The sequence below is a fragment of the Clostridium sp. E02 genome (genome assembly GCF_003833015.1).
GTDB lineage: Bacteria > Bacillota > Clostridia > Lachnospirales > Lachnospiraceae > Lacrimispora.
The window spans coordinates 98700-111968 of sequence record NZ_RJLQ01000006.1; the positions used below are offsets into that span (position 1 = coordinate 98700).

Here is a 13269-nt window from a genome sequence, read left to right on the forward strand (position 1 = left end):
CTCCTTTCTTTTTTATTTGGGAAGACGCCAATTTGCGTTCTTCCCATTTATTTCTACCTGGCCGTTTTTGCCTTTTGCGCCTGTTTCTTATCATGTTCCAGCTTGATTTGAACGGCTGCCATAATAAATGCACGTTCATATCGATCCAGATTTAAAAACTCATGAGGCCATTTGTGAAGCTTGTGGAGACAATAGTAGGCTATGTTTGCCTCCATATCGCCTCCCTCTATTAGTTTTTTGCTTCTTCAACCTGTTCTTCTAAGGTCGTATCAAATCCATTGACCTGTTGAATCCGCTCTAAATATCCTGCGTATTCCCCTGCAGTCAACATCGCCTTTAACAAGGTATCAGCACCCATGACATGATAGGAATCCTGAAGACCTTTATCATTTAAATTCGGATAAACGGTGCATTCTGCTGCCAGCTTTCCAAGATAAAGATTGTAATCCGTTTCCTGAGTATACTGTCCTTTTTTCCCAGGAGTCTGCACTCTTTTTGTGCTTTCTTTTCTCAAAGCTTCATCTTCTTTTGATGTAATTGCCTTAATTTCCCACTGAACCGGCTTTTTATCCTGCCCGATATACCGCTTGGATACCACATAGGTTTCATTTCCTGATTTAACAGCATTTTGACTTAAAAAACAGCTTAAATCTCCCATTCTAATTCTCCTCTTCTTCTATGACTGCATTCCGGTTGGATTTGTAAATCGTTCCGGCATCTCAAAGCTTTCAAATGTGAATTCAAATTCATCTTCTAAATATTCACCAGATGCATCGAATTTCGTAAGAATCCCACCGTTTAAGTTACAATCTTTTAAAATTACAGTCTGTCTTCCTACTTCGGATGTCGGATCTTCATTTGTTACCTGAATATCAAAATACACATCCTTACCGGTCTGCTGATAGCGGTATAAAATATCCCGAAAGATACTGGTGTTATAATGGAAGGTTGCAGATCCGCTCCCCTTCATCCCGACTGTCTTATTTCCCTTCATGGTTCGTCCAAGGATCGGAATCTCTGATTTCACCTTTTCAATTTTTGCTTCCAGATTTAACGCCTGCATAAATTGATACCGTTCGTTTTCGATGGTGATATAACACTCTGCTTTTGTTGCGCTGATCGCATCCCACGCATTCATTGTAATATTACTCATTATTCATTACTCCTTTCTTATGATACAACTATTGTCATGTATAAAATACTCATGCAATTGATCGGCTGAACAGGGAAATTTACCACTACCGATCGTTTTCCCTCTCCTTGATCCACCGTGATTTCTTTTGCATCCAACGTTTCAATTGCTCTTAAAACCGCTAACTGCTTTCCATAGGTAACAATGTCATTCCAAAGACTGACACGTCCAGCCGCATCATTGGAAATTTTCCCAAGATAGCGAGAGTTAAAAAGAGAGGCGATGTCGTTTCCAATCTGATCCAGGACACGTACGGTCTGGTTATTGGAAATATCTTTTCCTTTTTCTTCAGTAACCGTTACCAGTGTATTAATATCGGTTAGAATCCGGATGTCTTTCCCCACTTTATGTAACAATAATTTACCTGCTTCCATGGCACTTGCAAGCTGTAACTGTGTATAAGGGACTTTTACCGTATATTCCCCATTGTAAATTTTGTTCTCATTGGTTCGATTGATTTCACAGGCAGCTTCTGCGCCAGCAACCCAGTAGACGAGGCCTGGTACGGATTCTTCTGCTTCATTCTCAACAGAAATTACCCCTTCATAATCCGCCTTTGCATACTGATGAACAACCGTCTGAAATTTTACGCCTGATTCGTCGCGCATACGTTTTGTATATGCAGAAAAGAGTGCCTTGACTTTATCGTCTGTAGAAGGGCAACATAAAATCTGAAATGAACAACCTTCCATTTTTTCAAGAAACTTTGTATAATCTTCCCCGGTTGCTTCACGCTCACTGGTTCCATTTTCCAAATTAAGTCCAGCTGTTTCTGCCAGTGTTGCATCCTTTTTAAATATTACGTATTGATTGTCCTTAAGTTCCGCCGCATGAGTCACGGTCTGAACATTTACTTCATTCCCATCAAACAGTGTGGTTACATCAAATTTCGTCTCACTGTCAACATTTTTCGAGATTACCAGCTTTATTTTATTACCGCATTCCCCAGAGTGTCTGGCCGTGCCATATTCACAAGATGCCTGAACACCCGCATTTAAACGGTAAAAAATACCTTTCTTTAAATTACAGAACAATTCTCTGACTGGGAGCATTTCGTCATCATCAAAGGAATATCCAAAAATTTCTCTACTTTTCTTCTGGAATTCCTCAGCTGTGACCTCAAAAGTTTCATTTTCTGGCCCCCATTTTAAAATCATAGGGATTGCTGCTACTCCACGGCTTCCCATGGAAGCTCCTGCTGCTGTACGGTTAACAAAGTTAATATAGGTTCCTGGAAACACCTTGTTCTGAATCGTAAAATTACCTCCGCCTAACATACGTTCACCTTTCCTTTCTTAAATTGATTCATTAATTCTTCTGCTTCTGCCAGTGTATATTTTTTTTCATCTTCTAGCAGGGCACACAACAAGTCACTTTGGCTGCAATACATTTCTGAAAGCAAGAGCTGTTGTTTCGTAAAACGTGCTGCCGCTTTTGTTCCTGTATTTTTTGATCCACTTCTTGCCATATCTACACCTCTTTCACTAAAATTTTATTTCTTCCATAAGATCCTCTTTCTTTTGATCTTTTATGAAATACTTCTGGTAAACAACTAGAAACTTAAAACACTCTTTCTCCAAGGTTCCCATCCTACTGCTCCCCTTAAGTAAGGTTCCATCATCAAGGGATAGGAGTTCTAGATGATTCATAAGATCACTTAATACCTGGTAATAACTGAGAGAGGACTGTCCTGTATTTAAGTGATAGTTTACAAACACATTCATGATCCTTAGGTAACGCGGTCCATTCACAGGCTTCTCGATTGCCTCAGAGATACCTACTTCAAAATATGGAGTTTCTAATTCATATTTACAGGGGGCAATCACAGTCTGGATCTTGGGGAACTGTTCGTTTAACTTTTTTATAACTCCATCCACCACTGTCTGATACATTGCTTTCCTCCTTTCTAACTTTTAATCACTTGTCTTTTCCTCCTTCTCTTTCCTGTTGTAGTCTTTTTGTCTACATCATCATAAAAAAAATATGTTTCATTTTCTCCAATGACGTAATCTTTAGCAGGTAGCATAACATTTTGATTTCTCCAGCTTTGAATTGACTCTTCTAAGCGTACCGTGTCTGTCATACCTGCCTCCTTTTTGTAGTCGTTTTGTCTACATTCACTATCATACACGGTTGTTTCCTTGTTGTCAACAGTATTCCAAAATTTTGTTGAATTATTTTCTACAATATGGTACCATAGGTTCATGGAGGTGATTCTGTGGAAATAGGACAGATCATTAAAAAAAGACGGGAAGAACTTGGCATGTCCCAAGAAGAGCTGGCATTAAAAGCCGGATACAAGTCCCGTTCTTCTATTAATAAGATAGAAGTTGACGGAAGAGGACTTCCTCAGTCAAAGATACTTGCAATTGCTAAAGCATTGCAGACAACACCTGCCCTTTTGCTTGGATGGGAGCAAGACATCTCATCGGCCAGAGAATTCATTAACAATTGCTATGGGCAAAAAGCAGGAGAGATTCTTGATAACATTGAACAACTAAATGAAAAAGGACAGACCGAAGCATTAAAGCGGATCAAAGAAATGGTACACATACCGGTATACATGAAAGCTCAGAAACCAATGAAGCTTCTAAATAACATCATTTCTTCCGGTTTGGAGCCAGTGGCAGCGCATGAACGGACGGATATTGAAGTGACGGATGAGATGATAGCGTTTGATGATGCCTTTTTCGATGAATAAAACAACTCATTGAGGTGATGTATTTGAACTATGATTCATTATTAGAAGAAGCAGACTCTAACGGAATCCAAATTAAGGAAAAACCGTTAATGGCCAATGACGGAAGAATCAAAGGAACTCAGATTCTGATCCGCCAGAACATGCCCCTTAGTCAAAAAGCATGCGTATTAGCGGAAGAACTTGGGCATTATTATACGACCACAGGTGACATTCTAGACCAAACTCTTGTCTCCAACCGAAAGCAGGAACGGACAGCCAGGCTATGGGCTTATCACAAGATGATTACACTGGACAAGCTGATCGCTGCCAAAAAATCCGGATGCCGAAACAGCTTTGAGATTGCTGAATACCTAAGTGTTACGGAAGAATTTCTTTTAGAAGCGCTGCATTGCTATCAAACCAAATATGGAAAAGGATTTCAAAAGGAGAATTATCTGATTCTTTTTGACCCTTTTAATATCTATCAATTAGTGGATTGAGAATTCTTATGGTATAATAGTTAGACTACACATATATTATTCAGAGGTGATGTCACATGCAATCCTGTGAACTTGTGGCTATTGTGTCTTCCATCGCTTGTTGCATTGCTCAAGACCGTTCTGCGGATGAAATCGCTCTCCTAAGCAGTGTTTTTAATCAACTAGGAGATACGCTTGCAACAATAGCCGCTTTTGATGCAATTTGCTGCAATGACGGCGACGAGGAAATCAATCTTTTCCGTAACTAAGAAAAAAACACTACCATTAAAAGAAAAAATGAGAGAATAAAGGACATTTACTCCTTTTTCTCTCATTTTTAGATTCAGACAAGCCACTTTAGGACATTACGAAGAATAATTCAAGGTAAGCAAAAGTTCCACCGCCAAACGATCTCCCAGCCTCCCTGTTTTGACCGATTCTTCCATATCAACGCACAGATTTACATAGGATATAATCTGATCTCTTTGAAATGACCTGGCTTGTGGCATCAACTTACCTGCTGCAAAAGGAGGGATTTTTAGTTTTGATGCAATTCCACTTTTTTCCATCCCTTTCCCCATCAGTTCCTTCACCTGTAGAATCTGATTAAATTGCCTTCCGATTAAAAACAAGATTCTCATGGGAGGCTCCTTCAGCGCAAGAAGATCTTCGTATAAATCCATAGCTTTTTTGGTTTGGCGATTAACAATCGCTGTTACCATATCAAATATTTTATTGGTGATACGAACCGTACAGACTGCATCCACATCTTCATCCGTTATAATTTCTCTCCCCAGAGTATAACTGATCAGTTTTTCAAGTTCCATACGGATATTCTCCATATCATCCCCTACCATACCAAGGAGTCGTTCCATGGTATGACCTGTGATTTTTTTCCCTTCTCTCGTAAGAATGGTCCCAGACCATCTGGCAAGCTGGCTAAAGTCCTGGCGCCCCATTTCGGCTGCATACCCTAGTTCTTTCACTTTCTTAAACATCTTGCTTCTTTTGTCCACTTCTGATTCTACAAATACCAGATAAGTCGTATCTGGCAGACCAGAGAGATAAGTTACCAGCTCATCCACCGCACGTTTGAAAAAACCACTATCCTCTATTAGAATCAGTCGTCTGTCTCCGAAAAAAGGAATCGTATCTGCAAGACTGATCACTTCTTTCACATCAATTCCCTTGCCAGAAAATAGATTGAAATTCATGGTATCCCCTTGTGTGATCGCTGTCTTCAGCTGATTTTTGTAATTATTTTTCAAATAAGATTCCTCACCATATAGGAGATAAATCTGTTTAAAGCTATGATTTTTAATATCCTGATTCAGCGTCTGCATACAGCCCGTCCTCTCTTCTTCCTTCTACTTATTATAACGGGAAGTTTCGTCTCCGTCAACGAAAGTTCTTACCCTCACTCTTTTCCCATCTGTCGAGAACATAATGGCTCCTTGTTTTGCTGTTTTAAATACTGGAATCTTTCTTTTCCGAAAACGATCCAAAACTTCTTTATGAGGATGACCATAGGAATTTTTATCTCCATAGGAAATAACTGCCCATCTAGGCTTTACTGCATCAAGAAAAGTTTCATCCGAAGAAAATTTAGAACCATGATGAGCTGTTTTCAACAGATTAATCTCCTTTAGCTGGTCCATTGACTGTTTTCGTTCCAGCAGCAGTTTTTCTTCTTTATTGCCAATGTCTCCAGTAAACAAGATATGGAGGTCTCCATAATCCGCTTTCAAAACTTCAGATTCCTCATTGGGATTTTCCGCAGAGTCAGTCTGACCTGGATAAAGACAGGTGAATTTAAGTGACCCCAAGGACACCTGATCTCCTTCCGTCAGATAATGAACCTTCATATCTCTTTCTTCTGCCAGTTTCGCTAATGTTATAAGAGCTTCATCCTCTCTTCCCAGATCTGGAAGCACTAATGTCTCTATTGTAATGTCCTTTTCATACTCAAGCAGATAACGAATCCCACTTAAATGATCTTTATCTCCATGGCTGACAAATGCATAGTTCACCTTTTTAATCCCATAATATTTCAGACAAGGGGCTAAGGTAAATTCTCCCAAGGAAGATTTCGAAGAACTCCCTCCATCAACCAATACGACATTCTTTTTTGTTCTTAATAAAATTCCATCCCCCTGTCCCACATCTAAAAATAAAACTTCCAATCCTTTTACCGGTTTTGGCAGTACGAGAAAGAGCCCCATTCCATAGATCAAGGCTAGTATAATCAGCTTTTTGATAGTTCGGATCATTCTTTCCGTTTCCGTTGTAACTTCTCTGTCTAATTTCCTCTTTTCTCCCCTGCCTCCCAACCAGAAACAAAAAAACAAAATTGCTAGATAAAATCCATAGATCGCAAGAGTCCCTGCCTCTGGTCTTCCCAATGTGAGAGACGCATATGGGAGACTGCTGATATTCGTACAAAGGAAATGATAGAACTTCAAAATATAGTGACCGGTTCCAGAGGCAGCCCTACCACCAAACGAAGATATACTTCCTAGTAAAAGTATCCCAAGACCAGAACATAAGACACCTCCCATTAGTGGAACGACAATTGCATTTAACAAGATGCCATAAAGAGGCGTTTGATAGTAATGAGTAAGAATAATTGGCAGAGTCGCCATTTGAATGGAAAAAGATGCGGAAAGAGCTCCTGCAAGGGGTTTCTGTCTTCCCAGCCAGTCATGAATTCGTGGCATACCGGTACCAATTGCAAATATGGCTCCGAAGGATAACTGAACTCCGCCCTGCGTCAACAAGAATGGAGAATGAAATGACAATGCAAATAACGAAAGGGAGGCCGCTGATAACAAATCGTAGGTTCTTCCCAAATAAGCTGCCAAAAAACCGGCGCTCATCATAATTACCGATCGAATTACCGACGGAGATCCACCAGTCAAGATGCCATACAGTAGAATCGCAACGGTTCCACACAAACCACAGAGTCCATAACTTAAACCGCACCTTCGCAGGACTCGGTATAAAAGTAGTCCAGCAAAAGATAGATGAAGTCCACTGATTGCCAAAAGATGAGCGATTCCATTTTTCTGATATAATGATTTGACTTCCTTTGGAACTCCACTTTTTTCTCCTAACAAAGCAGCGGAAAATATTGCTCCATCCTCCTCTCCTGCATCACGAATTAGATGCCGATTCCCCCATTCTTTTCCTCTTCTTAGGGTCTCGGTAATCTTGTTGTATTTGAAGTTCACCACACGAATCTCTTCTCCAAAGATTCGAGCGCATATTCCCCGACTCTTTGAATAAGTTACGGAATCAAATTCCCCCGGATTTTTAGCAGGTGGGATTTCATGAATCTCTCCCAATACAGTAACAGTCTGACCAAGACGTATATTATCTTTTAAATGAGAACCAGAGGAATCCATAATAACTTGCAATTTGGGGAGAGTTACCTGATCCGTTTCCTCCACTCTCTTTCCTTTTCTTCGTTTCCATATCTGGTTCTTTTTTAAGATTAATTGTAAGGCTCCGTTCTTTTCCTCCAAAGATGCGATTGTTCCCAAAACCTCCACGTAGGAACCGGAATATTCCTCTACGATCTGATCTCTATGTTCCCAGCGCTTATTCTCCTCATTCGCTCGAATCCCTCCCAAACAGAAAAAAACAAGAGGCAAAAGAACCCACAAAAGGTTTCTGCCTCTCAAAATTCCATACAAAACCATCCCCACTGCCAATGCAGCCGGAATCATCATCCATGATGTCTGAGTAAGCAGTACGGCAGTCTCTCCAAGTACAAATCCCACTGCAATTAGACATAGCGGACGTTTAATTATTCTTTTCCTCCTTATTTGTTGGATCCTCACTCTCCAGGTTATAATCCAAATTTCGCTCAAACAACTGATTCAAAGAGATGGAATCACGAAACATTACTTCCTGGGATCCATTGATTGTTATCTGCACCTTATTAATGGAAGACATGGCAGCCAGTGAATTAACAATCGAATAGATTGGAATATATTCCTTGACCTCCAATGTGTTGTTTAAAAATGAGGAATCAAAATTTATATAACAGACATTTTCGTTCACCGAGACATTCAATAATTGAGTATCTCTTGGAAGTGTCGGATTTATCCCTGGCTTTCCAGGTCCTGCAATCAACTGTTCGATTACCAGTTTTTCCAGGGATGAATTAACATTATGCACTACTTCTCTCGTCTCTTTCTCCAGTTTGTCACCAGATACATCTGCAAAATAGAGAGTAAGGTCTGTTTTCTCATAGGAATTGACATTGCTAATGTTATCAATAAAATCTGCGCCTGCCATTGGTCCTACCAGACTACCCATACTATCCATCAACGGCTGTTCTGCCGTGTAAATCACTATATGATCCACCCCGTTAATTTGTGTCAGGGTTCTGACCAAAGATGCCCGGCATAAAATTTCTCTTGTGGAATTCATCATCGTATAATTATTATCGAAATACAAATAAAGAAAGGAATCTTCTAATTTATAATAATCAAATCCCACCTTATCCGGAACCGCTGCCTGACGGTCTAAATCTTTCGGCACGGTCTTAAGCTGATGCATCAAGTGATCAATCTCCCAGTCTATCTGGTCTTTTTGCGATTCTTGTGATTGTTCCGGTATGGTATACGCAACAGGTTCCATCGTTGTCATCGCAGAATTCAGATAATAAATCTGAAATTCTTCCCTGCTTCCCTTTGTTTCAGTTTCTGGTTTTCGTTCACAGCCTGCAAGGATAGCAACGCATACCAGAAGGATCAGAATGCCCTTTAATTGTCTCATATCAAAGTCCTCCGGTTCCTAAGAAATATATGTGAGAGGTATGCGAACCGTAAATGTGGTTCCCTCCCCTTCTTTGCTTTGAAGTTTAATCGCTGCCTGATGCATAAGAATGATTTTTTTCGTAATAGAAAGTCCCAAACCAGTTCCTCCGGTTTCTCTTGACCGAGCCTTGTCCACCCGGTAAAATCGTTCAAAGACCTGCTCTTGATATTCTTCTGGTATTCCGATTCCGGAATCAGAAACCTTCACATAAAAGAACTTATGATCTGCATCTAGCGTAACCCGCACCCAGCCGCCTTCCACATTATATTTAATGGCATTCTCTACCAGATTACTTAGTGCCAGAGACAGCTTCATCTCATCCACATCGGCGGTCACTTCCCGGATGCTTTCAAATGTCAGCTCGATATCTCTTCTGCCTGCAATTGGGCGCAGCCTTTTTAAAATCAGTTCCAAAAGACCATTGATTTTTACTTGGGCTATATTTAAATTCGCTCCTGCCATCTTGTCCATCCGGACTAGGGCAAGAAGATCGTCAATAATTTTACTCTCCCGCTCAATTTCATCCGAAATATCGCTTAAAAACTCACGGTATAATTCCATGGGAGCATCCTCCATCCCAATTAAAGAATCGGCTAGAACCCGAATGGAGGTAATGGGAGTTTTCAGTTCATGGGATACGTTTGATACGAACTCCTCCCGTGACTGATCCACTGCCTTAAGTTTCTTTAATGTAGCATTGATCGATTCTGTGATCTGCTCGGTCTCTTTATATGCATGAGAACTAATGGTTTCCTCCAGATTCCCTTCTGCCGCACGGTTTAACATACGCTGCAATTCTTTAAATGGTTTCATTAACAGCTTACTCAATAAAACCACAAAAATCCCCAAAAGAGAAAGAATCATAAAGTGAAGGAATGTCCCCTTATCGGAAACTGTAACGATCCGATTCAATAGATCTTCTGTAGAAGCCGTTACGATCATAACTCCATCGATTTCTTTTTCCTGACTATTGGAATAAATAGGAATGGTCTGAGAGGAATAGCGTTTTTCTGAGTTGTATTTACTGCTGTTCTCTCCATTAAAGCAACGGATCACTTCTTCCGAAACATTGATTTTTCCCATAGACAGATTAAAGGTATCATTAACGATCCGAAAGCTTCGGTTTACCACTACGATTCTGCAATTAAAGATATCTGCCTTTACAGACATTTCATTGTCTAACAAAGACTCTCTGGGTTCCATGGTCAGATACCCGACTCTTGTCATCTTATTGCTTAATATCCAACACTGATTTTGTATCTCCTTGACTCTAGAATCAATGAGATTCTGCCGATAGGCCCCTAGCAGCACCGAACTTTGGATCATAACCGGTATAATCCCCAACAGGAAAAAGCAAATAATCAGTATCGCCTGAAGGCTGACGGTGTGTTTTTTAACATATATTCTTCCCTGAAACATAATTACACCCCTTCAAATTTCTCACGATTCTAAATCCAACTTCTTAGTACAGGTTATGGCAAGAGAACCTGGACCTATATGACAAGATACACTTAAAGAAAGTGGACCCACAAAAATTTCTGCTGTTTTGGGAAATATTTCTTCCAGTTCCTTTTTAAATTCCAAGGCAGCACCCTCGTTATTGGTATGTGCAACTGAAATAGAAGTGTTTGCTCCTTCAGAATCATGAAATCTTGCTTCTATATCCTTTTTCACTGCAGCTATCATCATGGTTTTCGCCTGCTTCATGGTTCTCGCTTTCGCAAAGGCATCCAGTTTTTCACCTTGTATGGTAAGAACCGGTTTAATCCGTAGAAAGCTTCCTAACATGGCTGCAGCAGGTGTAATTCTTCCACCCTTTTTTAAAAACTCCAATGTATCCAGAGTGATATAGATTGAGGCCTCCATCTTTGTCTCCTCAAGTCTATCCCTGATCTCCATGGCACTTAACCCGGCTTTTGCCATCTCTTTGGCATCTAGAACCGATTGTCTCTGCGTAATTGAAATCCTCTGATTATTTACAACAAAAACCTTGTTATCATACTCTTCTGCCAGCACCATAGCCGTCTGGCAAGAACTGCTGAGTCCACTTGACATTGGAATATGTATCACAGCCTCATGCTCTTCTAACAAACGGTTCCAGAGATCCATAATATCACCAGGAGAAGGCTGTGACGTGGATATATCAACTCCATCTGCCAATTTTTGATAAAAATCATCTTGGGAAAGACTGATATCTTCATAAAAAGTCTCTCCTCCCATCATAAATGGCATCGGAACTACATATATTCCAGCTTCTTTCCCCTCTTTTTGGGTGATTCCACTGTTACTGTCTGTTACAATTGCTACTTTCATCTCGGTTCTCCTTATCCTCAATCTGAGTTTTCTGCTCTGCCTCTCCTGCAGAGGTATAAAGCTGATAATACATTCCCTTCTTTAAGAGCAGTTCCTCATGATTCCCTTCTTCCATAATTCTACTATCAGACAACACCAGAATCCGGTCCGCATTCTGGATGGTCGTGAGACGATGGGCAATGGTGACCGTAGTCCGTCCCTTAGAAAGCCGTTCCAGTGACTGGGAAACCAGCTGCTCGCTTTCATTATCCAGGGCTGAGGTCGCCTCATCAAGAAGCAATACTGGTGGATTTTTTAAAAATACCCGGGCAATACTAATCCGCTGCTTCTGTCCTCCAGACAGTTTTACGCCACGCTCTCCCACATATGTATCATATCCATCCTTGAGTCCCATAATAAATTCATGGGCTCCTGCCATCTTAGCTGCCTCTATTACATCCTCTTTAGAAGCACCTGGATGTCCATATTCAATGTTATCCATAACAGTTCCAGAAAATAGATATACATCCTGCTGAACCACTCCAACTGTACTCCTTAAACTCTCCAGAGTAATTTCTTTAATATCGTATCCATCGATCCGGATATTCCCTTTCGTAGGATCATAAAAACGAGGAATCAGGTTGCAGAGCGTGGTCTTTCCACCTCCAGAAGGGCCCACCAACGCCAGCTTTTCTCCTGGTCTGACAGAGAGATTAATCTTACGAAGAACTGAATTATGATCATCTGGGTATTCAAAGGAAACATTCTCAAAATCGATTTGCCCCTTTACATTCTCAATGGGCTTTGCCCCTTCAGTATCAAAAATATCTATATTGGCATCCATAAGTTCTGTGAAACGCTCAATTCCAGTCATTCCTCTTTGAAACTGTTCTGCAAATTCAATGATACGGCGGATGGTGGTCAATAATGTGGAGACATATAAGGTATAGGCAACCAGATCCCCTGGCTTAATCAACCCTTTCACCATAAAAATACCACCTGCAACAATAACTACAACGTACATCAAACCATCAAACATGCGAATGGTATTCTGGAAAGCTGCCATGTATTTGTATGTCTTTCTCTTAATCTCAAGAAACGCTACATTATCCCGGTTGAATTTTTCAATCTCAATCTTCTCATTGGCGAATGCCCGAACCACCCGGTTCCCCAAAAGACTGTCTTCGATCCTGGAATTCAATTCACCAATGTGATTTCTCTGCTGCTTAAATGCTTTTTTGACCTGTATATTAAAATAGGTGCAAGAAGCAGCCATGACCGGTATGAGAAAAAAGATTAGCAGAGTCAAGGGAACATTGATTCCCAGCAAAATAATAAAAGATACCACTGTTTTTAAAAAAGCGATGAAAAACTCCTCTGGACAATGGTGTGCAAACTCCGTCACATCAAATAAATCACTGGTGATACGGGACATAATCTGCCCGACCTTTGTATTGTTAAAATAATTATCAGACAGCTTCTGCAAATGTGCAAATGCATCTTCCCGCATGTCTGTTTCAATCGCAGCTCCCATTACATGCCCAGTATAAGCCATATAAAAACTAGCAACTCCGTCTATGATACGAAATCCAAAATAAAGCATACCAATCGTAACGATCGTCTTTACCGTAAGCTGAGACAAATCTTTTAAACCCTGATTGGTGATATATCTTAAAATTAGGGGAAGTGCCATCTCGCAAACCGTAGTTAATGATGCGCAAAATAAATCCATCATCATAACCTTCGTGTATTTCCTATAATAAGGCACAAACCGCTTTAACAATGTACCTGTTTTCATC

At 40.4% G+C, this 13269-nt stretch carries 16 protein-coding genes; 3 read left to right on the forward strand and 13 right to left on the reverse strand.

Features of this window, described 5'->3' with window-relative positions; translation table 11 throughout:
* Window positions 1-53 precede the first annotated feature (53 nt).
* Genes EFT72_RS19185 through EFT72_RS19190 form a run of 7 tightly spaced genes read right to left on the reverse strand, consistent with a single transcriptional unit; the run spans window position 54 to window position 3275 of the window.
* Window positions 54-215, reverse strand: a complete 162-nt coding sequence (locus EFT72_RS19185) for a hypothetical protein (RefSeq protein WP_164473091.1) — start codon at window positions 213-215, stop codon at window positions 54-56.
* 14 nt (window positions 216-229) lie between these two features.
* On the reverse strand, window positions 230-658 hold the full coding sequence (locus EFT72_RS05925; protein WP_124065993.1) for a phage portal protein: 429 nt from the start codon (window positions 656-658) through the stop codon (window positions 230-232).
* Between the two features lie 18 nt (window positions 659-676).
* Window positions 677-1153 carry a phage tail tube protein gene (locus EFT72_RS05930; RefSeq protein ID WP_124065994.1) on the reverse strand — a complete coding sequence of 159 codons (477 nt, stop codon included), beginning with the start codon at window positions 1151-1153 and terminating at the stop codon, window positions 677-679.
* Window positions 1154-1170: 17 nt separating this feature from the next.
* Window positions 1171-2469, reverse strand: coding sequence for a phage tail sheath family protein (locus EFT72_RS05935; RefSeq protein ID WP_124065995.1), 1299 nt, complete (start codon window positions 2467-2469; stop codon window positions 1171-1173).
* On the reverse strand, window positions 2463-2660 hold the full coding sequence (locus EFT72_RS05940) for a hypothetical protein (protein WP_124065996.1): 198 nt from the start codon (window positions 2658-2660) through the stop codon (window positions 2463-2465). Before EFT72_RS05940 ends, EFT72_RS05935 begins: the two co-directional genes overlap by 7 nt.
* Before the next feature lie 16 nt (window positions 2661-2676).
* Window positions 2677-3084: a DUF6838 family protein gene (locus EFT72_RS05945; protein ID WP_124065997.1), complete on the reverse strand. Its 408-nt coding sequence runs from the start codon at window positions 3082-3084 to the stop codon at window positions 2677-2679.
* Window positions 3085-3098: 14 nt separating this feature from the next.
* A complete protein-coding gene (locus tag EFT72_RS19190) occupies window positions 3099-3275 on the reverse strand; it encodes a hypothetical protein (RefSeq protein ID WP_164473092.1) in 177 nt (58 codons plus the stop codon).
* Window positions 3276-3410: 135 nt separating this feature from the next.
* On the opposite strand from EFT72_RS19190, the gene EFT72_RS05950 reads away from it, so the two are divergent.
* The 3 genes from EFT72_RS05950 to EFT72_RS05960 are packed head-to-tail and all read left to right on the forward strand — an operon-like array spanning window position 3411 to window position 4620.
* Window positions 3411-3893 (forward strand): helix-turn-helix transcriptional regulator, encoded by a 483-nt coding sequence (locus tag EFT72_RS05950; RefSeq protein WP_124065998.1) that lies wholly within the window; start codon window positions 3411-3413, stop codon window positions 3891-3893.
* A gap of 23 nt (window positions 3894-3916) precedes the next feature.
* On the forward strand, window positions 3917-4372 hold the full coding sequence (locus EFT72_RS05955) for an ImmA/IrrE family metallo-endopeptidase (RefSeq protein ID WP_124065999.1): 456 nt from the start codon (window positions 3917-3919) through the stop codon (window positions 4370-4372).
* Window positions 4373-4428: 56 nt separating this feature from the next.
* Window positions 4429-4620, forward strand: coding sequence for a DUF6774 domain-containing protein (locus EFT72_RS05960; RefSeq protein WP_124066000.1), 192 nt, complete (start codon window positions 4429-4431; stop codon window positions 4618-4620).
* Between the two features lie 96 nt (window positions 4621-4716).
* Here the strand turns inward: EFT72_RS05960 and holA are convergent, their stop codons facing one another.
* Genes holA through EFT72_RS05990 form a run of 6 tightly spaced genes read right to left on the reverse strand, consistent with a single transcriptional unit; the run spans window position 4717 to window position 13268 of the window.
* On the reverse strand, window positions 4717-5694 hold the full coding sequence (holA, locus tag EFT72_RS05965; RefSeq protein ID WP_124066001.1) for a DNA polymerase III subunit delta: 978 nt from the start codon (window positions 5692-5694) through the stop codon (window positions 4717-4719).
* Between the two features lie 24 nt (window positions 5695-5718).
* Window positions 5719-8193 (reverse strand): DNA internalization-related competence protein ComEC/Rec2, encoded by a 2475-nt coding sequence (locus tag EFT72_RS05970; protein ID WP_243109956.1) that lies wholly within the window; start codon window positions 8191-8193, stop codon window positions 5719-5721.
* Complete coding sequence (locus EFT72_RS05975; protein ID WP_124066002.1) at window positions 8156-9136, reverse strand: GerMN domain-containing protein; 981 nt, start codon at window positions 9134-9136, stop codon at window positions 8156-8158. Before EFT72_RS05975 ends, EFT72_RS05970 begins: the two co-directional genes overlap by 38 nt.
* 18 nt (window positions 9137-9154) lie before the next feature.
* Entirely contained in the window at window positions 9155-10597 is a 1443-nt protein-coding gene (locus EFT72_RS05980) for an ATP-binding protein (protein ID WP_124066003.1), read from the reverse strand.
* Window positions 10598-10618: 21 nt separating this feature from the next.
* Window positions 10619-11491, reverse strand: a complete 873-nt coding sequence (locus EFT72_RS05985; RefSeq protein WP_124066004.1) for a DegV family protein — start codon at window positions 11489-11491, stop codon at window positions 10619-10621.
* Window positions 11463-13268 carry an ABC transporter ATP-binding protein gene (locus EFT72_RS05990; protein WP_124066005.1) on the reverse strand — a complete coding sequence of 602 codons (1806 nt, stop codon included), beginning with the start codon at window positions 13266-13268 and terminating at the stop codon, window positions 11463-11465. Before EFT72_RS05990 ends, EFT72_RS05985 begins: the two co-directional genes overlap by 29 nt.
* Window position 13269 lies beyond the last annotated feature (1 nt).